At 64.3% G+C, this 23,618-nt stretch carries 18 protein-coding genes and 1 pseudogene; 7 read left to right on the top strand and 12 right to left on the bottom strand.

Annotated features, from left to right (window positions below; translation table 11 throughout):
- Window positions 1-94: 94 nt before the first annotated feature.
- A pseudogene (locus FFI89_RS05090) lies at window positions 95-733 on the top strand (cytochrome C); the annotation flags it as partial.
- Between the two features lie 65 nt (window positions 734-798).
- Here FFI89_RS05090 and FFI89_RS05085 read toward each other — a convergent pair.
- Window positions 799-1,746 carry an alpha/beta fold hydrolase gene (locus FFI89_RS05085; RefSeq protein WP_138833482.1) on the bottom strand — a complete coding sequence of 316 codons (948 nt, stop codon included), beginning with the start codon at window positions 1,744-1,746 and terminating at the stop codon, window positions 799-801.
- 235 nt (window positions 1,747-1,981) lie between these two features.
- Here FFI89_RS05085 and FFI89_RS05080 point away from each other — a divergent pair, with 235 nt between their 5' ends.
- Window positions 1,982-2,449 (top strand): Hsp20 family protein, encoded by a 468-nt coding sequence (locus FFI89_RS05080; RefSeq protein WP_138833480.1) that lies wholly within the window; start codon window positions 1,982-1,984, stop codon window positions 2,447-2,449.
- A 207-nt stretch (window positions 2,450-2,656) separates the two neighbouring features.
- On the opposite strand, the gene FFI89_RS05075 is transcribed toward FFI89_RS05080, so the two are convergent.
- Entirely contained in the window at window positions 2,657-3,319 is a 663-nt protein-coding gene (locus FFI89_RS05075) for a hypothetical protein (protein WP_138833478.1), read from the bottom strand.
- A 496-nt stretch (window positions 3,320-3,815) separates the two neighbouring features.
- On the opposite strand from FFI89_RS05075, the gene gltB reads away from it, so the two are divergent.
- The gene (gene gltB / locus FFI89_RS05070) at window positions 3,816-8,564 is read left to right on the top strand and encodes a glutamate synthase large subunit (protein ID WP_138833476.1); all 4,749 of its coding nucleotides are present in this window, start codon (window positions 3,816-3,818) and stop codon (window positions 8,562-8,564) included.
- A 133-nt stretch (window positions 8,565-8,697) separates the two neighbouring features.
- Window positions 8,698-10,155, top strand: coding sequence for a glutamate synthase subunit beta (locus FFI89_RS05065; RefSeq protein WP_138833474.1), 1,458 nt, complete (start codon window positions 8,698-8,700; stop codon window positions 10,153-10,155).
- A 108-nt stretch (window positions 10,156-10,263) separates the two neighbouring features.
- Here FFI89_RS05065 and FFI89_RS05060 read toward each other — a convergent pair whose 3' ends face one another.
- Window positions 10,264-11,976, bottom strand: a complete 1,713-nt coding sequence (locus tag FFI89_RS05060) for an outer membrane beta-barrel protein (RefSeq protein WP_138836095.1) — start codon at window positions 11,974-11,976, stop codon at window positions 10,264-10,266.
- Window positions 11,977-12,186: 210 nt separating this feature from the next.
- Here FFI89_RS05060 and FFI89_RS05055 point away from each other — a divergent pair, with 210 nt between their 5' ends.
- Window positions 12,187-13,200 carry an SIS domain-containing protein gene (locus FFI89_RS05055; RefSeq protein WP_138833472.1) on the top strand — a complete coding sequence of 338 codons (1,014 nt, stop codon included), beginning with the start codon at window positions 12,187-12,189 and terminating at the stop codon, window positions 13,198-13,200.
- On the opposite strand, the gene FFI89_RS05050 is transcribed toward FFI89_RS05055, so the two are convergent.
- Window positions 13,197-13,748: a carboxymuconolactone decarboxylase family protein gene (locus FFI89_RS05050; RefSeq protein WP_138833470.1), complete on the bottom strand. Its 552-nt coding sequence runs from the start codon at window positions 13,746-13,748 to the stop codon at window positions 13,197-13,199. The genes FFI89_RS05055 and FFI89_RS05050 overlap by 4 nt on opposite strands.
- Window positions 13,749-13,820: 72 nt before the next feature.
- Here FFI89_RS05050 and FFI89_RS05045 point away from each other — a divergent pair, with 72 nt between their 5' ends.
- A complete protein-coding gene (locus tag FFI89_RS05045) occupies window positions 13,821-14,168 on the top strand; it encodes a helix-turn-helix domain-containing protein (protein WP_138833468.1) in 348 nt (115 codons plus the stop codon).
- Here the strand turns inward: FFI89_RS05045 and FFI89_RS05040 are convergent.
- The 3 genes from FFI89_RS05040 to hemH all read right to left on the bottom strand — a co-directional run bounded on the left by FFI89_RS05040 (window position 14,165) and on the right by hemH (window position 17,048).
- The gene (locus FFI89_RS05040; protein WP_138833466.1) at window positions 14,165-14,611 is read right to left on the bottom strand and encodes an NfeD family protein; all 447 of its coding nucleotides are present in this window, start codon (window positions 14,609-14,611) and stop codon (window positions 14,165-14,167) included. The two genes, FFI89_RS05045 and FFI89_RS05040, sit on opposite strands and share 4 nt — an antisense overlap.
- A 70-nt stretch (window positions 14,612-14,681) precedes the next feature.
- On the bottom strand, window positions 14,682-15,683 hold the full coding sequence (locus FFI89_RS05035) for an SPFH domain-containing protein (RefSeq protein WP_138833464.1): 1,002 nt from the start codon (window positions 15,681-15,683) through the stop codon (window positions 14,682-14,684).
- A gap of 327 nt (window positions 15,684-16,010) precedes the next feature.
- On the bottom strand, window positions 16,011-17,048 hold the full coding sequence (gene hemH, locus FFI89_RS05030) for a ferrochelatase (protein WP_138833462.1): 1,038 nt from the start codon (window positions 17,046-17,048) through the stop codon (window positions 16,011-16,013).
- A 90-nt stretch (window positions 17,049-17,138) separates the two neighbouring features.
- On the opposite strand from hemH, the gene FFI89_RS05025 reads away from it, so the two are divergent.
- Complete coding sequence (locus tag FFI89_RS05025; protein ID WP_138833460.1) at window positions 17,139-17,537, top strand: MAPEG family protein; 399 nt, start codon at window positions 17,139-17,141, stop codon at window positions 17,535-17,537.
- Window positions 17,538-18,300: 763 nt separating this feature from the next.
- On the opposite strand, the gene tenA is transcribed toward FFI89_RS05025, so the two are convergent.
- From tenA to FFI89_RS05000, 5 genes are all read right to left on the bottom strand, one after another.
- Entirely contained in the window at window positions 18,301-18,966 is a 666-nt protein-coding gene (gene tenA / locus FFI89_RS05020) for a thiaminase II (protein ID WP_138833458.1), read from the bottom strand.
- The gene (locus tag FFI89_RS05015; protein WP_138833456.1) at window positions 18,963-19,394 is read right to left on the bottom strand and encodes a thioesterase family protein; all 432 of its coding nucleotides are present in this window, start codon (window positions 19,392-19,394) and stop codon (window positions 18,963-18,965) included. Before FFI89_RS05015 ends, tenA begins: the two co-directional genes overlap by 4 nt.
- Window positions 19,395-19,502: 108 nt before the next feature.
- Complete coding sequence (locus FFI89_RS05010) at window positions 19,503-20,588, bottom strand: nickel/cobalt transporter (RefSeq protein WP_138833454.1); 1,086 nt, start codon at window positions 20,586-20,588, stop codon at window positions 19,503-19,505.
- The gene (locus FFI89_RS05005; RefSeq protein ID WP_246669478.1) at window positions 20,588-21,226 is read right to left on the bottom strand and encodes a DUF1007 family protein; all 639 of its coding nucleotides are present in this window, start codon (window positions 21,224-21,226) and stop codon (window positions 20,588-20,590) included. Before FFI89_RS05005 ends, FFI89_RS05010 begins: the two co-directional genes overlap by 1 nt.
- A 178-nt stretch (window positions 21,227-21,404) precedes the next feature.
- Window positions 21,405-23,489 (bottom strand): M3 family metallopeptidase, encoded by a 2,085-nt coding sequence (locus FFI89_RS05000; RefSeq protein ID WP_138833450.1) that lies wholly within the window; start codon window positions 23,487-23,489, stop codon window positions 21,405-21,407.
- Window positions 23,490-23,618: the final 129 nt, after the last annotated feature.

Here is a 23,618-nt window from a genome sequence, read left to right as displayed (position 1 = left end):
GAAGTAGTGCGACGATCCATAATTCGCCCTTTCAAAACCTGCCATCACGTCAGACGTCCATTTTTCATCCGCTGCTTTCGAAGGGTTTGGAGCCATGACCGACGACCGCATTGGTACCGCTCCGAACGCCGCACCTGCCGCTGCCGTTTCGCCCGACAATCCCTGCCCGTTCCTCCGCGCGTTGGTTGCGAACGGTTACGTCGGCGGCCACATCGTGCCGCTTTCGACCATCTCCGAAACGATCGAGCTCGCCAGCGGCGAAGTCGGCGCGAGCAAGATCAAGGTCTGGCTGGAGACCTACGGCGTCGCGCTGATGGCGAACGGCAATCCGTTGCGAAGTCTCACTTCCGGCGCGGTGCTGGACGCGTTGCGCAACGGCCCGCTCGACAAGCATGGCGCCGGCTCGCGCATTCTCGATGTCGACGCGCATGTGCATGAGGACGAGATCACCCGCCTCGCCACCTTCGGCAAGGACCGGCCGGACGGCGCCGGCGGCGTCGAGCGCGGACTCAACACCAAAGAGATCGAGACCTACATGGCCGCCAATCTCGCGCGCGCCGGCGATGCGGCGCGCTGGTATTATCCGATCCTGATGAAGGGCGAATGGCCGGTCCTGCTGCGCATCATGGGCAAGGGCGACGGCGACGATCGCTATCTCAGCGTCGCGGAAGTCAGGACGCTGTTCGTCGAGCGGCGTTTCCCCGCCCGGATCGTCGCGCGTCTGCCGAAGCCGTAGTCTTTGTTTGACGCGTTTTCTTTACGCGAACCGGTACCACTTCGCTCGAAAACGCTTTGCCTTCACTTGAACAGCGGCGTGCCCGGCACGAAGGCGTCGAACGCCGCCCAGAATTGCGCGCGGTAGCGGTCCTGCTCCTGCAGGATCTCATGCTTGGAGCCCGCGATCACCAGATGCGACCCAGCGCGCAGGTGATAGGCGAACTCCTCGATCGCCGACGTCGAGACGATGCTGTCGTTGCTGGCGGCCAGCATCAGGATCGGCTGGCGGATTTCGGACGGGTAGTTCGCGCCGCGAAAGGTGTGCATCGCCCGGAACGCGGTATCGGCCCAGGCCACCGTCGGCGAGCCGATGCCGAGCGTCGGGTCTTCCTCCAGGATCGCGGCGTTGCGGGCGAACCGCACCGGATCGCTGGTGAAGGGATTGTTGATGAAGGATTCCGAGCCGGTCAGCGCGTCGCTGCCGCCGGGCACGTAGCGACCGCCCTGGCCGGCGAACCGCATGATCCGCAACAGAGCGCGCGCCGGAAACGAGGTGGCGCGCCCCGGCAGGTCGATCATCGGCGCCGACAGCACCATGCGATCGAACCAGCGCTTGCCGGCATGCGCGATCCGCAGCATGACCGCGCCGCCCATCGAATGCGCCAGCGCGAAATAGGGCGGCGGACAATCCGGCAGCACCACCTGCTGCACGAAGGTTTCGACATCGACTTCGAAATCGGAGAAATCGCGGACATAGCCCTTGCGCGGATCGCGCAAGCGCCGCGACGAATGCCCCTGGCCGCGCCAGTCGATCATCGCCACCGCGAAACCGCGATCGCGCAAATCCCGCACCGTCTCGAAATATTTCTCGATCGATTCGCTCCGCCCAGTGAAGACGCAGACCGTACCCTTGCGCCCCGCAGGCGGCGCCCAGCGCGCGAAGCGCAATTCGGCACCGTCGGGCGTCTTGATGGTGCCTGAGACGACATCCTCCGGAACCGGATTGGCGGGAATCGAGACGAGCGTCATGACCGGAACCGGATAGGTGAAAAGGGCTGGAAATCAAGGCGGGAGCGCGAAAAAGGGAGGTGTTTGCAGCCCTCTTGAACGCCGTTTCTCCCCTCCCATATCACCTCTGTGCAGGCCGCTACCAGTGTTTCGGAACCGAAATGCTCTCGGATCAAAACACCAAGGCTGCACGAACGAAGGCCCGGCCCGATGGCGGGCGGGTTAACCCAGACAGTCGCTCAATGGAGGACTACCTATGCGTACCTACGATCTCACCCCGTTCTATCGTTCCACCGTCGGCTTCGATCGCTTCTTCAGCCTGCTCGATCAGGCGAACGCAGACGGCAGCCCCGGCTATCCCCCCTACAATATCGAGCGCACCGGTGAGAACACCTACCGCATCAGCGTTGCGGTCTCCGGCTTCGCGCAGGGCGAGCTTTCGATCGTCGCGAAGGAAAACACGCTGACGATCAAGGGCGAGAAATCCGCCAACGAAAACGGCGTCGTGAAATCCGAAGTGCTCTACCGCGGCATCGCGGCGCGGGCCTTCGAGCGCGCTTTCCAGCTCGCCGACTTCGTGCAGGTGAAGAACGCCTCGCTCGAGAACGGCCTGCTTCATGTCGACCTCGTCCGCGAGATTCCCGAGGCCAAGAAGCCGCGCAGCATTCCGATCTCTTCCGGTGCAACCGCCCCGCAGGTGGTCGACGCCTCCGTCGCCGCCTGACGCGGTCAGGCTTTCGGCAGATATTGGCCGATGAAGAACGCCCCGGGGAAACCGGGGCGTTTTTTTTGATGGGCGTTGTTTAGCTCGTCATTCCGGGATGGTCCGCCAGGACCAGTCCCGGAATCTCGAGATTCCGGGTTCGCTTCGCGCCCCGGAATGACTACGCGATAGAAAGTTCGCTTCAGCTCCACGCTAGCAGGCGCTACGTCACTCCAGCCCCTGCACCTTCGGCATGTCTTTCGTCGGCGCAATCTCGGCCACGGGCTTCGCGGGAGCCTGACCGGTCGTCACGGCCGGCGGAGCCGCTGGCACCTCCGCCGGCTTCGACTGCGTCGCCGCCGATTGCTGTTGTTCAGGCTGGGGTTCGGGCTTGGCAGCGAGCGGACTCGCCTTCGGCACCGGCACGGAACGGCTGGCCACATGCGGGATCGACCGCGGCGGCCGCGGCTCGCCCTTGACCAGGGTGTTCGGCGGCAGCGCCCCGGGCTGGCCGTAGATCACCGCCGGCTCCTCGTTGAAATTGTTCCCGATCCCGTAACCCGGCCTGAAGCGGATAATCCGCCCGTCACGGGCATCGACGATCAGCCGGCCGCTTTCACCGCGGCGATCGATCACGTCGATCGCGTAGACGAAGCCGCGCTGCCGGGGGATGCCGAGCGGCGAGAACCCGTTTTCGCGCACCACCGTATAGACTTCCTCGGGCGGCAGCAGCCGCGGGCCGTAGCCGTAATGCGCGCCCGGGGCGTCCGGTACCGCCGCATAGGGACCGCCAAAATCGGAGGCGGGTGTGTAAGGCGCCAGCATCTGCGCTTGCGCGCCGGCCGCGAACAGAACCAGGCTCGCCGCCAAACATCCGGTGAACAACTTCATCGTTGAATGCTCCTGTAAATCCCAACGCCTCTGAACGCGAAGGCCGGAGCGTTTTCGCCCTCTCGCCTGTACCCGGGGCGAACCCATTCGTCCCCAGCGCAAATTTCATCGCGAAATCCGGCGGTCCTTGGGCCGGATCGCGGCGCGTTTGCCTCAAATCCGGGGCGGCGGTTCGGCCCGCGAGAGGCACGGATCAGCCATGCAAGCGAGGACTCTCACGTGCTTGTGTGATAGACAAAAATTTGGCATGGTCGGAGTTAGGACAGTATCACTGTCTCAATTACGGGGCGGTCCCGGCACAGGGATTGCAACGAAATCTGGGTGCTTCGAGCTCCAGGGAAGTGCAGGCAAGGCCGTTCCTCAGGGACGTTGAACGCCCAGGCCTGAATTTAGAAAATTGCGGCTCGCGGAGGACGAGCGGTGGCCCGGTGGGTGCCGCGAACGCCCAAGGTGCGCCGACGATGCAGTGGCCCTTAGCCTATTTGAGAGGATTGAGATGAGCGGGTCGGAATTCGAGCGCGAAAATATCGGGACAGCAGCACTGTCGGCGACCGCGGCTTCGAAACCGGCCGACACCGTCGCCGTCGATCCCCCGCGCGAACATAGCTGGCGTCCACCGGCCGAGGGCATGTACGACCTCGGCATGGAGAAGGATTCCTGCGGCGTTGGCTTCATCGCCAACATCAAGGGCCGCAAGTCGCACCAGATCGTCTCCGACGCGATCAGCATTCTCTGCAACCTCGAGCATCGCGGCGCGGTCGGCGCCGATCCGCGCGCCGGCGACGGCGCCGGCATCCTGGTGCAAATTCCGCACGCCTTCTTCAAGCGCAAGGCCGCCGAGATCGGCTTCAAGCTGCCGGAGCCCGGCCACTACGCGATCGGCGCCCTGTTCCTGCCGAAGGAGACGGCGTGGCGCAAAGTCATCCAGAGCATCGTTGCCGAACAGATCAAGGCCGAAGGCCTCTTGCTGCTCGGCTGGCGCGACGTGCCGTCCGACAACTCGTCGCTGGGTGAAACCGTCAAGCCGACCGAACCCTACCACATGCAGGTGTTCATCGGCCGCAACGGCACCGCCAAGAGCGAAGACGAATTCGAGCGCCGGCTCTACATTCTGCGCAAATCGATCTCGCAGGCGATCTACCAGCGCCGCGAGCGCGGTCTCGCCGGCTATTACCCGGCCTCGCTGTCGTGCCGCACGGTGATCTACAAGGGCATGTTCCTGGCCGACCAGCTCGGCAAGTACTATCCCGATCTGCACGAGCCGGATTTCGAGAGCGCGCTGGCGCTGGTGCATCAGCGCTTTTCGACCAACACCTTCCCGACCTGGTCGCTGGCGCATCCCTACCGCTTCATCGCCCATAACGGCGAAATCAATACGCTGCGCGGCAACGTCAACTGGATGGCGGCGCGCCAGGCTTCGGTGCATTCCGAACTCTACGGCAAGGACATCAGCCGGCTGTGGCCGATCTCCTATGAGGGCCAGAGCGACACCGCTTGCTTCGACAACGCCCTCGAATTCCTGGTGCAGGGCGGCTACTCGCTGCCGCACGCCGTGATGATGATGATTCCGGAAGCGTGGGCCGGCAATCCCTTGATGGATGAGCAGCGCCGCGCCTTCTACGAATATCATGCCGCGCTGATGGAGCCGTGGGACGGCCCTGCCGCGATCGCCTTCACCGACGGCCGCCAGATCGGCGCCACGCTCGACCGCAACGGCCTGCGCCCGGCGCGCTACCTCGTCACCAGGGACGACCGCATCGTGATGGCGTCCGAAATGGGCGTGCTGAAGATTCCCGAGGACCAGATCGTCACCAAGTGGCGGCTGCAGCCCGGCAAGATGCTGCTGGTCGACCTCGAGCAGGGACGCCTGATTCCCGACGACGAGATCAAGGCCGAGCTCGCCAAGAGCCATCCTTACGCCGACTGGCTGCACCGTACCCAGATCCAGCTCGAGGATCTGCCGGACGCCGCCACCAAGGGCATGCGCTCCAACCTGCCGCTGCTCGACCGCCAGCAGGCGTTCGGCTATTCGCAGGAAGACATCACCATCCTGATGACGCCGATGGCGGCCACCGGCGAGGAAGCCGCGGGCTCGATGGGCAACGACACGCCGATCTCGGCGCTGTCGGACCGGCCGAAGCCGCTGTTCACCTACTTCAAGCAGAATTTTGCGCAGGTCACCAACCCGCCGATCGATCCGATCCGCGAGGAGCTGGTGATGAGCCTGGTCTCGATCATCGGACCGCGGCCGAACCTGTTCGACCTGCAGGGCCTCGCTTCGACCAAGCGGCTCGAAGTGCGCCAGCCGATCCTGACCGACGCCGATCTGGAAAAGATCCGCTCGATCTCCGACGTCGCCGACACCCATTTCAAGTCGCGCACGCTCGACACCACCTTCCATGCCGGCTTCGGCGCGGCGGGGATGGAGCAGGTGCTCGACGAATTGTGCGCGCGCGCCGAGGGCGCGGTGCGCGAGGGCGTCAACATCATCATCCTGTCCGACCGCATGGCGGGCTCGGACCGGATTCCGATCCCGTCGCTCTTGGCCTGCGCCGCCGTGCATCACCACCTGATCCGCACCGGATTGCGCACCTCGGTCGGCCTTGTGGTCGAATCCGGCGAGCCGCGCGAAGTGCATCACTTTGCTTGCCTGGCCGGCTACGGCGCCGAAGCGATCAACCCGTATTTGGCGTTCGAGACCATCATCGCGATGAAGGACCGCCTGCCCGGCTCGCTCGACGACTATGAAATCGTCAAGCGCTACATCAAGTCGATCGGCAAGGGCCTGCTCAAGGTGATGTCCAAGATGGGCATCTCGACCTACCAGTCCTATTGCGGCGCGCAGATCTTCGACGCCGTCGGACTGAAGGCCGATTTCGTCGCCAAGTATTTCGCCGGCACCCACACCCGCATCGAAGGCGTCGGGCTGACCGAAATCGCCGAGGAAACCGTGCGGCGCCATTCGGACGCGTTCGGCGAAGCGCCGGTCTACAAGACCGCGCTCGACGTCGGCGGCGAATATGCCTACCGCACCCGCGGCGAGGATCACGCCTGGACCGCCGAGACGGTCGGCCTGCTGCAACACGCGGCGCGCGGCAATTCGCTGGAGCGTTACAAGGCGTTCGCCAAGGTCCTCAACGAGCAGTCCGAGCGGCTGGTGACCTTGCGCGGCCTGTTCCGGATCAAGACCGCCGAGGACGAGAAGCGCAAGCCGATCAAGCTCGACCAGGTCGAGCCGGCCAAGGAGATCGTCAAGCGTTTTGCCACGGGTGCCATGTCGTTCGGCTCGATCTCGCGCGAGGCGCACACCACGCTCGCGATCGCCATGAACCGGATCGGCGGCAAGTCCAACACCGGCGAAGGCGGCGAAGAGGCCGATCGCTTCAAGCCGATGCCGAACGGCGACAGCATGCGCTCGGCGATCAAGCAGGTCGCCTCGGGCCGCTTCGGCGTGACGACGGAATATCTCGTCAACTCCGACATGATGCAGATCAAGATGGCGCAGGGCGCCAAGCCCGGCGAAGGCGGACAGCTGCCCGGCCACAAGGTCGACGCGATCATTGCGCGGGTGCGGCATTCGACGCCGGGCGTCGGCCTGATCTCGCCGCCGCCGCATCACGACATCTATTCGATCGAGGATCTGGCGCAGCTGATCTACGACCTCAAGAACGTCAATCCGGACGGTCAGGTCTCGGTCAAGCTGGTCTCCGAAATCGGCGTCGGCACCGTTGCCGCGGGCGTTGCCAAGGCGCGCGCCGACCATGTCACCATCGCGGGCTTCGAGGGCGGCACCGGTGCCTCCCCCCTCACCTCGATCAAGCACGCCGGTTCGCCGTGGGAAATCGGCCTTGCCGAAACCCACCAGACGCTGGTGCGCGAACGGCTGCGCAGCCGCATCGTGGTCCAGGTCGACGGCGGCTTCCGCACCGGACGCGACGTCGTGATCGGCGCCCTGCTCGGCGCCGACGAGTTCGGCTTCGCCACCGCGCCCTTGATCGCAGCGGGCTGCATCATGATGCGCAAGTGCCATCTCAACACCTGCCCGGTCGGCGTCGCGACGCAGGATCCGGTGTTGCGCAAGCGCTTTACCGGCCAGCCCGAGCACGTCATCAACTACTTCTTCTTCGTCGCCGAGGAAGTCCGCGAGATCATGGCGCAGCTTGGCTACCGCACCTTCAACGAGATGATCGGCCAGACCCAGATGCTCGATCAGTCCACCCTGGTGGCGCACTGGAAGGCGAAGGGGCTCGACTTCTCAAAGCTGTTCGTCCGGCAGAAGGCGTTGCCCGGCCAGAAGATCTATCACGCCGAGAACCAGAACCATCATCTGGAAGCGGTGCTGGATCGCCGGCTGATCGAAAAGGCGAGAGCCGCGATCGACCGCGGCGCGCCGGTCAAAATCGAGGAAGAGATCAACAACACCGACCGTTCCGCCGGCGCGATGCTGTCGGGGACGATTGCGAAGATCTACGGCAATGCCGGGCTGCCGCATGACACCATTCAGGTCAGCCTGAAGGGCACCGCGGGCCAGGCCTTCGGCGCGTGGCTGGCGCGCGGCGTCACCTTCGAGCTCGAAGGCGAAGGCAACGACTATGTCGGCAAGGGCCTGTCCGGCGGCCGCATCATCGTCAAGCCGCCGAAGAATTCCGGCATCGTGCCGGAAGAGTCGATCATCGTCGGCAACACCGTGATGTACGGCGCGATCGAGGGCGAATGCTATTTCCGCGGCATCGCCGGCGAGCGCTTCGCGGTGCGTAACTCCGGCGCGATCGCAGTCGTCGAAGGCGCCGGCGACCATTGCTGCGAATACATGACCGGCGGCATCGTCGTGGTGCTGGGCAAGACCGGGCGCAACTTCGCGGCCGGCATGTCCGGCGGCATCGCCTATGTGCTGGACGAGGCCGGCGACTTCGCCAAGCTCTGCAACATGTCGATGGTCGAGCTCGAACCGGTGCTCTCGGAAGAGATGATCAACGAGAATACCTATCACCACACCGGCGACCTCGAGGCGCACGGCCGCGTCGACGTGTTCAAGGACCTGCTCGAATCCGACGTCGAGCGGCTGCACGTCCTGATCACGCGTCACGCCAAGCTGACCGACTCGAAGAAGGCCGCCGATATCCTCGCGAACTGGAAGACGTGGCTGCCTAAATTCCGCAAGGTGATGCCGGTGGAATACCGCCGCGCCCTGAAGGAAATGAAGGCAAACGCCGACGCCGAGCCGAAGATCGCGATCGGGGCGTAAACATCATCAGGCGCAATTCCGGGGCGCGCGACGCGCGAACCCGGAGCCGCGCAAGACAACATCAAGGTTCCGCATCCAGCGCTCATGCGCTGGTCCGGAATGACGGAGCAAAGGTTCAGGGGCGTCAGGTTCTATGGGCAAGATCACAGGTTTTCTCGATATCGACCGGCATGATCGCAAGTATGAGCCGGTCGCAGAGCGTTTGAAGAACTATCGCGAATTCGTCATTCCCCTGAGCGAGAAGGACACCCGCGACCAGGCCGCGCGCTGCATGAATTGCGGCATCCCCTATTGCCACGGCACCGGTTCGGTTCAGCCGGGCACGCCGGGCTGCCCGGTCAACAACCAGATCCCCGATTTCAACGACCTCGTCTATCAGGACAACTGGGAAGAGGCCTCGCGCAACCTGCACTCGACCAACAACTTCCCGGAATTCACCGGCCGCATCTGTCCGGCGCCGTGCGAAGCGTCCTGCACGCTCAACATCGACGACAACCCGGTCACCATCAAGACCATCGAATGCGCGATCGTCGATCGCGCCTGGGACAATGGCTGGCTGAAGCCGGAGATCGCGCCCACCAGGACCGGCAAGAAGGTCGCGATCGTCGGCTCCGGGCCGGCGGGCCTTGCTGCAGCCCAGCAGCTCGCGCGCGCCGGCCATGACGTCCATGTCTACGAGAAGTTCGCCAAGGCCGGCGGCCTGCTCCGCTACGGCATTCCCGACTTCAAGATGGAGAAGCACATCATCGATCGCCGCGTGGCGCAGATGGAGGCCGAGGGCGTCACGTTCCATTACGGCGTCCATGTCGGCGGCAGCTCACCGGGCGCGCTCGATCCGCAGCAACTGCTCACGCAATACGACGCGGTGGCGCTGACCGGCGGCGCCGAAGCCGGCCGCGACCTGCCGATCCCCGGCCGCGACCTTGACGGCATTCACTTCGCGATGGACTTCCTGCCGCAGCAAAACCGCCGCGTCGCTTCGGAGCCGCTAGACGGCGCCAAGGACATCCTCGCCGGCGGCAAGCATGTCGTCGTGATCGGCGGCGGCGACACCGGATCGGACTGCATCGGCACGTCGTTCCGGCAGGGTGCCAAGTCCGTGACCCAGCTCGAAATCATGCCGGCACCGCCCGAGCATGAGAACAAGGGCCTGACCTGGCCGAACTGGCCGCTGAAGATGCGGACCTCGACGAGCCAGGCCGAAGGCGCACGCCGCGAATTCGCGGTGCTGACGCAGAAGTTTTCCGGCGTCGACGGCAAGGTGCAGAAGCTGCACTGCGTGCAGGTCGACGACAAGTTCAAGCCGATCGCGGGCACCGAATTCGAACTCGAGGCCCAGCTCGTGCTGCTGGCGATGGGCTTCGTGCATCCGGTGCATGAGGGCATGCTGAAGACGCTCGGCGTCGACCTCGACCAGCGCGGCAACGTCCGCGCCAACTTGCAGGACTACCAAACCTCGCTGAAAAAGGTGTTTTCGGCGGGCGACATGCGCCGCGGCCAGTCGCTGGTGGTGTGGGCGATCCGTGAAGGCCGCCTCTGCGCCCGCGCGATCGACCAGTTCCTGATGGGATCGACGACGCTGCCGAGGTAAAATTGGTCGTCCCCCGCGCAGGCGGGGGACCTAGTCTTCCAGACATCCGTGAAACATCGCGAAGCTGCGGCGTACTGGATGCCCCGCCTTCGCGGGGCATGACAACAGCTAATTCTGCAATCGCACGCCCAGCATCACGATCGTCGACGCCGTGCTGTTGCCCGGCAAATTCGAATCCAGCCAATCGCGGCGCAGCGTGCCCTTGAGCCAGAGGTTGCGGCTCATCTTGTAGATCGCGTCGCCGGACAGCGAGTAGAACTTGTCGTAGCGGCTGTCGCCCTGATAGTCGAGCGAACCCCAGGTGAACTTGCCGATCCCGGTCAGCCAGCGGCGAAAGTCATGATCGACTTCGACGGTGTAGGTATGCGTCAGCACGCCCGAAGTGCCGGGCAGCGTGGTTTCCGAGATCCCGGTGTCGGAATAGAACTTGGCCGTCGTCAGCGGCGTCACGGTCCAGATCAGCGAGGATGACACCAAAAGGCCCTCGAGCCGGATGAGCCTGGGATCGACATAATCGCGCGCGGCGTAGCCGACGCCGATTTCGCCGATCAAGAGCCGCGAGAACTCGAAGCTGGTGCCTCCCTTGACGTAACCGCCGCTGGAGTCGCGCGCATAGCCGTTGCGGTCGAGCCTGAGGTCATGGACGCGGCTGTCGCCCTCGACTTGCATGAACGGCTTGATGCCGGGCATCAGGTCGTAGCTGACGCGGCCGATGCCGCCGAACTGGTTGAAGTTGCGGTCGTCGTTGGTGGAGAAGGTGCCGTCGGTCAGCTTGGAGTCGGTATAGGCGGTGCGGTCGACGGTGGCGCCGGCGGAAATCTGCAGCCGGTTGAAATTCTGGTCGACGCCGAAGGTGCCGCCGAACGACGCATAGACCGGATATCTGGCGAGACCGGCCTGGATGTTCGGGCTGCCGGGATTGTCGGTCGCGACCCGCAGCCGCGTCTGCGCCAGCAGGTGGGTATCGTTGGTGACGTCGAGGCGGCCGTCGACATGGCCGATGAAATCCGGACGATCGAGATTGACCGGCGCCGGCGAGACCGTGCCGTCGGCCGGCGGCGGAAAGGTGTTGCCGTAGCCGGTGAAGGATCCGCGCAAGTCGGCGACCAGCGCGTGGCGCTCCCAGTCGGAGACGGCGAGGAATTCGGGTGCGACCACATAGAACGGCGATCCGCGGGGCACCGCCGTGCGGGCCGGGTTGGTGTCATAGCCGGCCGAGAGTTCGAGCGCCGATTTGATCAGGAAGCTGCCGGCGTAATCACCGACCGCGCCGAACGGATCGTCGTCGACCTTGAGCCGCTTGCGCAACGGCTGTCCGACCACGGTGCCGGCCATCGCGGGCGCGATCGGGGTCTTGTTGGCGGATTGCGACGGCGGAACCGAAAGCCGCGGCGCGCCTGACGCCAGCGGTGGTGGCGGATTGCCGGGCCCGACCGGCGGCTTCGGCTTGACCTGCCCCGGATAATATTTCGGCTGCTTGCGTTTGCGGTTGAGCGAGTCGTAGCCCCAGTCCGCCGCGCCGCTGGCGGCGGCCGTGCCATAACGCGGGATCTGTCCGATCCGTGACGGCGCGGGCCTGTCCTGATCGCGCAACCGGGTGTCGCTGGTGGCATCGCCGGTGCGGTCGGCGGCATCGGCGCTGGTCCGGCGCAACGGCGAATCCGCTGATGTCATCTGGCTCGAGCGTGTCGAACTGAACAGGTCGGGGGTGACGGTCTGGGCATGAACCCGGGTTCCGCTCAGGGCGATCATCGCGAGGCACGACAAGGCCGCGCCAACGGGACGCGCGCGCAGGCTTCGGACCCTTGCTGGACCCGCCATCACGATAAAAAATACCCCAACAACGTCAGATACTTAAATGACGAGCCCCGAATGCCGCGGAAAACGTCGTTAATGGAGTTAAAACAATTATGGTTAATGAGCCGTTGAGAGCGGCCGGCTGCGCGTCGCATCACCGCGCGGGCCATGCTAAGGAGGGGTCCGGGGGCTGAGCCCCTCCTCCCTGGAAGCAGACATCTTCTCAAGGCAGACATGGCCAATCCGAATCCGCTGATGGCACAATCATCCGGCACCGATCACGCTGACACCGCCATCCAGTCCGCCCTGCGCACGCTGGATGCGGAGGGAAGCGGTATCGCCGCGATCACGGCGGCGCTGCAGTCCGATCTGCGGGCGCCCTTCGTCGCGGCCGCCGACCGGATCAAAAACGCCAAGGGACGGCTGATCGTCACCGGGCTCGGCAAGTCCGGCCATATCGGCCGCAAGATCGCCGCGACGTTCGCCTCGACCGGCACGCCGGCGTTTTTCGTCCATGCCGCGGAAGCGAGCCACGGCGACCTCGGCATGATCACCGCCGACGACGTCATCCTGGCGCTGTCGTGGTCCGGCGAGCAGCCGGAGATGAAGAATCTCATCACCTACGCCAAGCGTTTCCGGATTCCGGTGATCGCGATCAGCGCGGAGCGGGAATCCTCGCTCGCCAAGGCTGCCGACGTCGCGCTGACGCTGCCGAAGGCGCGCGAGGCCTGCCCGCATAATCTCGCGCCCACCACCTCCTCGCTGATGATGCTGGCGCTCGGCGATGCGCTGGCGATCGCGCTGCTGGAAGGCCGCGGCTTCACCTCGGTCGATTTCAGCGTGCTGCATCCCGGCGGCAAGCTCGGCGCGCTGCTGAAATACACCCGCGACCTCATGCATGCCGGCGATAGCGTGCCGCTGAAGCCGCTCGGCACCAAGATGTCGGATGCGCTGGTCGAGATGACGTCGAAGGGCTTTGGCTGCGTCGGCATCACCGACGCACGTGGCCATATCGCCGGCATCGTCACCGACGGCGACCTGCGCCGCCACATGCGCTCCGACCTGATGACCGCCAGCGTCGACGAAGTCATGACGAGTAATCCGAAAACGATCGGCCGCGACATGCTGGCCAGCGAGGCGCTGGAGATTCTCAACTCCTCGAAGATAACAGCGCTGATCGTCACCGACGCCGGCAAGCCGGTCGGCATCGTGCATCTGCACGATTTGCTGCGGGCCGGGGTGGCTTAGTTCGGAAACCGCGCCGCCTTCTCCTCCAGCGGCAGCGCCAGCGTGTTCGCCAGATACGACACGGTGCGATAGAATCCGCACAGCATGATGATCTCGAGAATCTGCGCCTCGTCGTAATGCGACGACAGCGCCTTGAACTCGGCATCGGTCAGCGTCGCGCGGTCGTGCAGTGCGTCGACAGCCGCGATCAGCGCCTGCTCGGCGGCCGACCAGCAGGCGGCATCGGCGTTATCAACCACGGTGGCGCGGATCTGGACGTCGGTCAGGTGCGCGACTTCCGCGAACGTCGCGACATGTACGCCCCATTCGTATTCGCAACCGGTTCGGGCGCAGGTGCGATCGATGACGATCTCGCGCTCCCGCAACGACAGCGGGCCGCGATCGAGCAGGCTGCCGGCCCGGAACTTCTCCCAGGCGCGGGCGTGACCCGCCATCACGCGGAACAGCAGCAGCGGCGGCGCGCCACGCATGACGCGGTCGAACTGCGCCTGGATTTCAGGTGCATAAGGCGGCGCCAGCGGCGCGAGGCGCGACATGGTCTGGGACATCACCAACTCCTGTGCTACACTTAACGTAGCACTACGCTACAATATATGTAGCAATCCGCAAGAGGGCTTTCGATGGCAAAACCGGCCTCCATCCCGAAGAAACAGGCCGTCCGCGGCTCCCGGTCGGGCCGGCCGATCATGGCGCTGCTCGATCTGCTCGGCCGGCGCTGGACCTTGCGGATCGTCTGGGAGCTGCGCGACGCTCCCTTGACCTCGCGCGCGCTGCGCACCGCCTGCGACGACGCCTCGCCGACCATCGTCCAGGCCCGGCTGACCGAGCTGCGCGAAGCCGGCCTGGTCGAACTCGAACAAGGCGACGGCTACCGCCTGACACCACTGGGCCGCGAACTGGAGCAGACCTTCCTTCCCCTCACCCGTTTTGCGGAGCGCTGGAGCAAACATATCAGCGGTTCGAACTAGGCCGCCGCCACCGTCAGGCTGGCACCGTCGGCCTGCACGACCTTGACCCGGCTGCCAGCCGGCGTGTCCGGCCCGGCAACGCGCCAGATGGTGTCGTCGATCCGCACCGTGCCGGAGCCGTTGACGATCGGCTTTTCCAGCGTGAACACCCGGCCGATCAGGGCTTCGGTCCGCTTGTTGAGAAAGGGATTGCTGACGCTGTGGCTGGAAGCGCTGCGCGCGAAATAACGCCACGCCGGCACGGCAGCGACCGCGAATACCGCAAACATCAAGAGCTGCGTCTGCCACGCCGGGTTGATCGCAAACGACAACAACCCGACCAGCAAAGCGGCGAGCCCGAGCCAGAACAGGAACACACCCGGCGCGAGCAATTCCAGCGCCATCAGGACGAAGCCGAAGATCAGCCAGTTCCAGGTGCCTAACGTCGAAAACATCTCGGCCATGACACGACCCTTCAAATTTGCCTTCTCGGTATCGCCCCGCTCTCCTTCCGGGGAGCGGTAATGAAAAGCCTCACCGCTGCGGCGTGAACGGCGGCGGCGGGGTCGGGCCGGCTGGCGGCACCGAACCGCGCCGCGCGGCGGCCGCAGCGGAAGCCGCGCTTTCGCCGAAGGTGGCCTTGGCGATTTCGCCGATGCCGGCGAGCGACGAGAGTATCGCGGTCGCCTCCATCGGCAGCATCAGGATTTTCTGGTTCGGCGAATCCGCAAACTGCCCGAACGCCTTGATGTACTTGTCGGCGATGAAATAGTTCAGCGCGGCGACGTCGCCCTTGGCGATCGCGTCGGAGACCATCTGCGTCGCCTTGGCTTCGGCCTCGGCCGAGCGCTCGCGGGCCTCGGCGTCGCGGAACGCCGCTTCCTTGCGGCCTTCGGCCTGCAGGATCTGGCCCTGCTTGGCGCCTTCGGCGCGAAGAATTTCAGATTGGCGCTGGCCTTCCGCCTGCAGGATGTCGGCGCGCTTGACGCGCTCGGCCTTCATCTGACGTCCCATCGCCTCGACCAGGTCGGCCGGCGGCACGATATCCTTGATCTCGATGCGGTTGACCTTCAACCCCCACGGCGACACCGCGGCGTCGACCACGCGCAGCAGGCGCTCGTTGATCTCGTCGCGATGCGACAGCACCTGGTCGAGATCCATCGAACCCATCACCGAACGGATGTTGGTCATGGTCAGCACGATGATCGCCTGATCGAGATTGGACACCTCGTAACTGGCCTTGGCGGCGTCGAACACCTGGAAAAAGGCGACGCCGTCCACCGTCACGGTGGCGTTGTCCTTGGTGATCACTTCCTGCTCGGGAATGGAGATCACCTGCTCCATCATGTTCATCTTGCGCCCGACGCGGTCGAAATAGGGAACGATGATATTTAGTCCCGGCGACAGTGTGCGGGTGTATTTTCCGAACCGCTCGATGGTCCAGTCGTAGCCCTGCGCCACCGTCTTGACGCCCGCGAACAGCGTGACGATGACGAGCAGTACAAACGCAATCGCGAAAATGTCGAAACCAGTCATAAAGTCCTCCAAAGCCGCATCACCAATGTCCGCGGACGTATTATTATTGGTCTGAATGCCGGCCGCGCCGGTTCAGTACAACGTCGTTAGAGCCTTATCGGTTCTGATTGAATCAGAACCGGGCTCTACTCTTTTGTTTTGACGCGTTTTCTTTACGCGAACCGGTGCCCACTTCGCTCGAAAACGCTATAGTACAGGTAAGGGGGAGTTTCGGGGCCGCCAGATGTACCCGCCCTGAACCGCGGCCAAGTGCCTCGTTTCCTTGATGAAGCCGCCGGCTTCACATAATCGTCAAATCCAGACTCAGATCCAGCCTTAGATCCATCCTCAGATCCAGCCTTGCAGCTCGCGCAGCACGAGCTGGCGGATGACGTCCATGCCGGGCTCACTGTCGTTGAGGCAAGGGATGGCGGAAAATTGCTCGCCGCCACTGTGCTTGAAGATCTCGGCATTTTCCTGCGCGATCTCTTCCAGTGTCTCCAGGCAATCGGCGGAGAAGCCGGGCGTCACGACGGCGATGCGCCGCACGCCATCCTTGGCAAGCTGCGCGATGGTCTTGTCCGTATAGGGCTGCAACCACGCGTCGAAGCCGAAGCGCGACTGAAACGTAAGCATCAGTTTGGAGGCATCAAGCCCCATGCGCTTCCGCAACGCGTCCGTTGTTGCAACGCACTGCGCGTAATAGGGATCGCCCTTGTCGACATAGGTCTGCGGCATGCCGTGATACGACGCCACGATCAGCTCGGGCTGAAACGGCAGCGTCGCCAGATACGCTGACATGGAGACCGCGAGCGCGTCGATGTAATCAGGATCGTCGTAATAAGGCGGCGTCACCCGCAGCGTCGGCTGCGCGCGCATGCCGGCCAGCACCTTGAACACCTCGTCGCAGACGGTTGCCGAGGTCGCTGCCGAATATTGCGGATAGAGCGGCACCACCAGCAGGCGGTCGCAGCCCTGCACGGTCAGTGCGTCGATGCGCGATCGGATCGAGGGATTGCCGTAGCGCATCGCCCAGTCGACAACGACGTGGTCATGGTCGGCTATGCCAGCCGCGAGCTTCTCGGCCTGCGCGCGCGTGATCGTCTTCAGCGGCGACTCGTTCTTTTCGGTGTTCCAGATCTTCCGGTAGTCGCGGGCCTTGCGGCGGGGACGGATGCGCAGGATGATCCCGTTGAGGATCAGCTTCCACTTCAGGCCCTGATCCTCGATCACGCGCGGGTCGGAGAGGAATTCCTTCAGGTAGACCCGCACGCCCCGGGCATCCGCCGTGTCGGGCGTGCCGAGATTGACCAGCAGCACGCCGACACGTTCCGGCCGGGCGGCCGGCTCAGGCTTCGCGCTTCCAATGGGAACGACCACGGTCATGATTTCAGTGGCTTCGCGCGTTGCACCATCCTTGTCAAGATTGGCCTCCGTTCGGTACGCTTCACCAGATTGCCGCGGGCGGGAGGGACGATGACAGTCGCCGAATTCTGCGTTTTCGGGGCGGTGGCGCTGTATCTTTTGACCATCGTGCCGGTCAAATGGATCGGCTTTCGCAAATATGACAATGCCAGGCCGCGCGACCCGGCGTTTTACGAGGACGCCATCCGCGCCCGCGCGCTGGGCGCCCACCTTAACGGGATCGAGGCCTTTCCGTTCTTTGCGGCGGCCGTCCTGCTGGCGGAATTTCGCCTCGGGCCGCAGCGCCTGATCGACGAACTGGCGGTGCTGTTCCTGATCGTGCGGATCGCCTATGTCTTCACCTATCTCGGCAACCGCCCGCGGTTGCGATCGATCCTGTGGAACATCGGGTTTGTGATCAATGTCGCGATTTTCTTTCTGCCGGCGATCAAGGCGTATTTGCCGGGGTAGCTCCTCATGGTGAGGAGGCGCGCAGCGCCGTCTCGAACCATGTGGCCCGTGGCCTATCCTTCGAGACGCCGCTTCGCGGCTCCTCAGGATGAGGGGCGGAGTCCAGTCACGCAACGTCATACCCCGCGTATGCGGGGTATCCAGTACGCTGCGGCCTATCGATTCAATCATCGCTGTCTCGGGAATACTGGATCGTCCGCCTTCGCGGACGATGACAGCGGAGTGCGTTCTCGCGGCATGTTCTGCCCGGAGTTTTGCATTTCGTTTGCCCTCGAAAGATAGAGGGCGCAGGGAAGACCGGGTGCGCGCCGCACCCGCGGTCTTGCGTGCGATAGTTGCAACAAGAATGTGCACGCAAGCATACAGGTTTGGCGGAGGCATCCGGCCTTCCCTGCGCAATGGCTTTACGGCTTATACGTGATCGTCCTGGTGACCGGCTTTCTTGCCACCATCATCATTGGAAGCTTTCGCTCCCGCCGACTTGACGCCAGCACCGGGGCGTCGGACCCAAACGATTTCACCGTACGCAAGTGCCGCGCTCGTCAGTCGCAGCCTTCGCGTCCACCGCTCCCTGCCCCTCGTTTGCGACGATGGCCAACGCCCCTCTGGTGGGACAGGATGGCCGGAGTTGAACGACTGATTTGCCCGACGGCGCCAGCGAAATATTTTTGCGTGAAGGGCTGGACAGACTTTTGGCGATTTGCCCGTCGGGTTATTTTGTCGCAGGCATTTCCTTCGCACCGCTCTTGCCAGCGAGGGCGACTCACGACCTTACGCGCCAACCCATTTGCCAGAAATCGGCCTCAAGCCGGGTGGCTTCCCTGAATATCGCGATCAGTTCCGCCTCGCGGGCCGGCGTGGCGTAGCGATCAGCCAGACTCTCCAGTTGCGCGCGCGCATTCTCTGCGACCTCCTGGTATGGCGCGCCGGCATATTCCGAGATCCAGACGCTGTACGGATTCGTTGCCGCAAGTGCCCCGGGCCGCGAGGCGAGCCGCGTCGCGATCTCGGCATAGCCGATCACGCAAGGCGCCAGCGCCACCTTGAGCGTCAGCAGATCGCCGCGCATTCCCGCATCCAGCACATAGCGCGTATAGGCCAGCATCTCGACCGCGGGAGGCGCGTGTTCGAGATCGCCTGGCGACAGCCCCCAGCCGGCGCAGAGTTTGATGTGAAGGTCCATCTCGACGTCGAGGATGGCCGAAAGACCCCCCGCCGACTCCCGCATATCGGCGAGGCTTGGTGACTTGTAGATCGCGAGCGCGTAGGCCCGGGCAAATTCGATCAGGAACAGATAATCCTGAACGAGGTAGTGACGGAACGCCGCCTCAGGGAGCGAACCGTCGGCCATCGCGTCGGTGAAGGGATGCCCGGTGTAGGCCCGCCACTCGGCCGACGCGGCTGTCTTGAGACGCTCGAAGAAACTCACAGTCGTTGCTCCCGCGTCGCGATCAGGTCGCGGATCGATTTCTGGATCGGGACCGGACGATGGGATTTCTGGTCGGTGTAGACCCAGACGATTTCGCCGGTCACCAGCGCCTCACCGCTGCCCTTCAGATAGATCGCGAGTTCGAACGTAAGGCTTGAATTGCCGATCCGCGCCACCCTGGCGCCGACGTCCAATTCCCAGTCGAACAGCACCGGCGCCTTGTACTCGATCAGGGATTTGACGACATGGAAGTCGATACCGGTCGCCTTGGCGTCGGCAAACTGATCGTACCCCAACGCACGAAAATACTCGGTGATGGTCGTATCGAAATACGTCAGGTAATGCGCGTTGAAGACGACGCCTTGGCCGTCGATTTCGGAGTAGCGCACCCGGAAGGGGTGGAAGAACCAGAATTGGTCGCGTGACATGGGGACTCCGGCACTTCTCTTGGTCATTCCGGGATGGTCCGAAGGACCAGACCCGGAATCTCGAGATTCCGGGTTCGATGCTTCGCATCGCCCCGGAATGACGACATATCATAAACACGTCACCCGTTCGGCCGCGAGATAGCCGAACAGCAATCCTAGCCCGAACAGCAGCACCAGGCCCGCCGCGGCGAATTCGATGCCGCGCATGACCAGCGTGCCGCGGCCGTCGCTGCCGCCGCTGAGGCGCTGGGCGAGGCCTCGCGCGGAGACCGCGAGCACGGCGATGGTGGCGACCGTGATCGCGGTGCCGAGGCCCATCACGAAGGTGGCGGCGATGCCGGCCCAGAACAGGCCTTGGGCCAAAGCAAAAACCAGCACCAGGATCGCGCCCGAACAGGGCCGCAAGCCGACCGCGAAGATCGCGCCAAAACCGCGCCGCCAGCCGCCCGGGCCGGCGAGCTGATCCGGCGTCGGCCCGTGCGAATGGCCGCAATGCTCGTCATGCACATGCGCGTCATGGTCGTGGTGATGATCGTGGTCATGTCCATGATCGTGATGATGATGGCCGTGGCCGTGCGCGTGATCATGATCATGACGGTCATGGGCCGCGACCATCGCCGGCTCCGGCTTCGCCTGCAGCGCGCGCATAAAACCGCCGCCCTTGGTCCAGACCAGGCGGGCGCCGAACGCCGCGATCAGGGCGTAGCTTAAGATCTCGATCGCCTTCTCGGCCCCGCACATCGTTTTCGCAGTGGCATTGAGCAGCCACGCGCAGACGCCGACGACCACCACCGCTACCAGCGCCTGCAGCAGCGCCGAGGCAAACGACAGCGCGATGCCGCGCCGCGCGGTCTCGCGGTTGGCGACGAGGTAGGACGAGATCACGGCCTTGCCGTGGCCGGGGCCGGCGGCGTGAAAGATCCCGTAGGCAAACGAGATCGCCAGCAGCGTCCCGACCGCTGAGCCGTCCGACTTCGCGGCGCGGATCGTCGAAGACATTTCACGATAGAACTCCGACTGTTTTGCCAGCAGCCATCCGACGATGCCGCCGACCTGCGGCTCGGCGGCGGCCGGCCGCGGGCCGCCGAACGGATTCTGCGCCAGCAGGACATGCAGCGCGCCGTCGAGAACGAAAACGGCGGCAAGCGCCGCTACGCCGGTCGCCAGACCGCGTGCGAAGGCCCTGCGTGACATCACGGGCAATCCACCGTGATCTTGTTGGCGAACATCAGGCCGAAATTGCCGCCCTCGCCGCCGGCAAAATCCTGCTCGCCGAGCTTTTGCGCGGCGGCAGAGCCGTCATTGGGCCGCTGGAACTGCATCCGGCACGCGGCGGGCGCGCCGACCAGCGTCACCGGATCCTGGTCGGCATATTTGAAGTCGATGAAGAAGGCGCGGTCGAACACCTCCAACACAAGTTGCTTCGCCTTGAACGGCGTCTTCGCCGGCAGCGTGAAATGCAGGCTCAGCAGACTGTCCTTGAATTCGAGGAAGTAATCCACCGGCTCGAGGAATCGCTGCTTGCTGCCGTCGGCCCTGGCAAAGGTGAAGAAGCCGAACTCCTTCAGCGATTCCACGTTGGTCTGCGCCAGCGGCGCCAGCTCCTCGCGGCTGTAGGCGCCTTTGGTCTTTTGCTCGATGCCCTGCAGCGCATAGGTCGAGAACATGTCGTCAAAGGTCCAGGCATGGCGCACGCCCGAGACCGAGCCGTCGGGCGCGTAGATCACCCGGCTTTTGGCCGTGATCCAGACATGCGGATGGGCTTTTGCGGAGGATAGGCCGAGAGCAAGTCCGGCCGTCGCGACAAGCAGCAGGCACAGCAGCCTGCCTATCGCTGATTTCTGTGGCAAACTGAACCCGGCCTTTCCCGTCATTGCCTGCAACAAACGCAAAGCGTTTGTGCAAGGGAGCGAAGCGACGAAGCAATCCACACTTGCCTTGCCGCGAGGTGGATTGCTTCGCTGCGCTCGCAATGACGATCCAATATCCCTTGCTCCATATTGCGTAAGCTCACGCCGCCTCTGATGTTTCGAGCAGGCCGCGCCGGCGCAACAGCGCGTCGGGCTCGGGCTCGCGGCCGCGGAAGGCGACATAGGCATCCTCGGGGTCCACCGAACCGCCCGACGAATAGATGTCGTCGAGCAGGCGTTTGGCGGTGGCGGGATCGAAGATGTTGCCGGCCTCCTCGAAGGCGCCGAACGCGTCGGCGTCCATCACCTCGGACCACATGTAGCTGTAATAGCCGGACGCATAGTGATCGCCGGAGAAGATATGGCCGAACTGGGTGGGCCGGTGCCGCAGCGCGATTTCCGCGGGCATGCCGATCTTTTCCAGCTCGGCCTTCTCGAACGCCCGCACGTCGCGGCTGGCGGCGGCCGGCTGGGTGTGGAATTCCAGGTCGACCAGCGCCGAGGAGACGAACTCGACGGTGGCAAAGCCCTGGTTGAATTTTCGCGCCGCCAGAAAACGCTGGAGCAGGTCATCCGGCAGCGGCTCGCCGGTCTGGTAGTGCTTGGCGAATTGCCGCAGCACCTGCGGCTGCTCCTGCCAGTGCTCGTAGAGCTGCGAGGGCAGCTCGACGAAGTCGGTAAAGACCGACGTCCCCGACAGCGAGGGATAGGTCACATCAGACAGCATGCCGTGCAGGCCGTGGCCGAACTCGTGGAACAGCGTCCGCGCGTCGTCGGGCGATAGCAGCGACGGCTCGCTGCCGGCGCCCTTGGAGAAATTGCAGACATTGATCACCAGCGGCGCGATATCGCCGTCGAGCTTCTGCTGGTCGCGCAGCGAGGTCATCCAGGCGCCGGAGCGCTTCGAGGGCCTGGCGAAGTAGTCGCCATAGAACAGCGCCTTGTGCTGGCCGCCGGCATCCTTCACCTCCCAGACCCGGACGTCGGGATGCCAGACCGGGACATCCTTGCGCTCGGAGAAGGTGACGCCGAACAGGCGGGTGGCGCAGTCGAAGGCGGCCTCGATCATGTGGTCGAGCACCAGATAGGGTTTTATGGCCGCGTCGTCGAAATTGGCGCGGCGCTGGCGCAGCTTTTCGGCGTAGTAGCGCCAGTCCCACGGGGCGAGCGAGAAGTTGCCGCCCTCCTCCGCGATCAGCGCCTGCAGAGCGTCACGGTCGGCCAGTGCCCGGGCCCGCGCCGGCTTCCAGACCCGCTCCAGCAGGCCGCGCACGGCGTCCGGCGTCTTGGCCATGGAATCCTCCAGCCGGTAAGCGGCATAGGTCGGATAGCCCATGATCTTGGCAGCCTCTTCACGCAGGCTGAGAATTTCGACGATGGTCGCGTTGTTGTCGTTGGCGTTGCCGTTGTCGCCGCGCGCGGTGAAGGCCCGGAACGCCTTCTCGCGCAGGTCGCGGCGGGATGAGCTCTTCAGGAACGGCTCGACCGAGGAGCGCGACAGCGTCACGATCGCCTTGCCGGCGAGCCCGCGCTCTTCTGCCGCAGCCTTCGCCGACGCGATGAACGCCTCCGACAGGCCGCCGAAATCGTCCTCGCCGAGCTCCATGAACCAGTCCTGTTCGTCGCCGAGCAGATGGTGGCTGAAGGACGTCCCGAGCTCCGCCAGCCGCTCGTTGATCTCGGCCCGGCGCGCCTTGGCGGCCTCGTCGAGGCCGGCGCCGGCGCGGTAGAAGTTGTTGTAGGTGCGCTCCAAGAGCCGCATCTGCTCACCGGTCAGCCCCAGCGAGGCGCGGTTGTTGTGGATCAGCGCGATGCGGCCGAACAGCACCGCGTTCATCATGATCGGATTCCAGTGCCGCGCCATCCGCGGCGAGACCTCCTTGTCGATCTCCAGAATCGCCGGGTTGGAGTTCGCCGAGACCAGGTCGTAGAACACCGCCGAGACCTTCGAGAGCAGCTTGCCGGAGCGCTCCAGCGCCGTGACGGTGTTGGCGAAGTCGGGCGCCGAAGGGTCGTGGCTGATCGCCGCGACCTCGGCCGAATGGTCGGCAAAGGCCCGCTCGAAGGCCGGCAGGAAGTGCTCGGGCGCGATCTCGGCAAAGGGCGGGGTCTCGAACGGCGTCTGCCACGGCCGCAGCAGCGGGTTGGCTTCCGGATTGCCCGTATTCTGCAGGGGTTCTGACATCACAATTCCCATTTCGGCCGTGAAGCCCGTTCAGGCTTCCGCCTTGGTTTTGACGCGTTTCCTTGACCCGAAACGCCTGAAATCTGCGGCAATCTATATCACGCGATGCGGCATTTTTGGGCCTTTTAC

The organism is Bradyrhizobium sp. KBS0727, from assembly GCF_005937885.2.
Lineage (GTDB): Bacteria > Pseudomonadota > Alphaproteobacteria > Rhizobiales > Xanthobacteraceae > Bradyrhizobium.
The sequence above is the reverse complement of the archived record's forward strand: the minus strand, read 5'-3'. Positions and strand labels throughout refer to the sequence as shown.

What these genes read in the sequence shown, in the direction of transcription:
- FFI89_RS05085 (WP_138833482.1), bottom strand. Translation starts at nt 1,746, where the DNA reads ATGACGCTCGTCTCGATTCCCGCCAATCCGGTTCCGGAGGATGTCGTC.
- FFI89_RS05080 (WP_138833480.1), top strand. Translation starts at nt 1,982, where the DNA reads ATGCGTACCTACGATCTCACCCCGTTCTATCGTTCCACCGTCGGCTTC.
- FFI89_RS05075 (WP_138833478.1), bottom strand. Translation starts at nt 3,319, where the DNA reads ATGAAGTTGTTCACCGGATGTTTGGCGGCGAGCCTGGTTCTGTTCGCG.
- gltB (WP_138833476.1), top strand. Translation starts at nt 3,816, where the DNA reads ATGAGCGGGTCGGAATTCGAGCGCGAAAATATCGGGACAGCAGCACTG.
- FFI89_RS05065 (WP_138833474.1), top strand. Translation starts at nt 8,698, where the DNA reads ATGGGCAAGATCACAGGTTTTCTCGATATCGACCGGCATGATCGCAAG.
- FFI89_RS05060 (WP_138836095.1), bottom strand. Translation starts at nt 11,976, where the DNA reads ATGGCGGGTCCAGCAAGGGTCCGAAGCCTGCGCGCGCGTCCCGTTGGC.
- FFI89_RS05055 (WP_138833472.1), top strand. Translation starts at nt 12,187, where the DNA reads ATGGCCAATCCGAATCCGCTGATGGCACAATCATCCGGCACCGATCAC.
- FFI89_RS05050 (WP_138833470.1), bottom strand. Translation starts at nt 13,748, where the DNA reads ATGTCCCAGACCATGTCGCGCCTCGCGCCGCTGGCGCCGCCTTATGCA.
- FFI89_RS05045 (WP_138833468.1), top strand. Translation starts at nt 13,821, where the DNA reads ATGGCAAAACCGGCCTCCATCCCGAAGAAACAGGCCGTCCGCGGCTCC.
- FFI89_RS05040 (WP_138833466.1), bottom strand. Translation starts at nt 14,611, where the DNA reads ATGGCCGAGATGTTTTCGACGTTAGGCACCTGGAACTGGCTGATCTTC.
- FFI89_RS05035 (WP_138833464.1), bottom strand. Translation starts at nt 15,683, where the DNA reads ATGACTGGTTTCGACATTTTCGCGATTGCGTTTGTACTGCTCGTCATC.
- hemH (WP_138833462.1), bottom strand. Translation starts at nt 17,048, where the DNA reads ATGACCGTGGTCGTTCCCATTGGAAGCGCGAAGCCTGAGCCGGCCGCC.
- FFI89_RS05025 (WP_138833460.1), top strand. Translation starts at nt 17,139, where the DNA reads ATGACAGTCGCCGAATTCTGCGTTTTCGGGGCGGTGGCGCTGTATCTT.
- FFI89_RS05015 (WP_138833456.1), bottom strand. Translation starts at nt 19,394, where the DNA reads ATGTCACGCGACCAATTCTGGTTCTTCCACCCCTTCCGGGTGCGCTAC.
- FFI89_RS05010 (WP_138833454.1), bottom strand. Translation starts at nt 20,588, where the DNA reads ATGTCACGCAGGGCCTTCGCACGCGGTCTGGCGACCGGCGTAGCGGCG.
- FFI89_RS05000 (WP_138833450.1), bottom strand. Translation starts at nt 23,489, where the DNA reads ATGTCAGAACCCCTGCAGAATACGGGCAATCCGGAAGCCAACCCGCTG.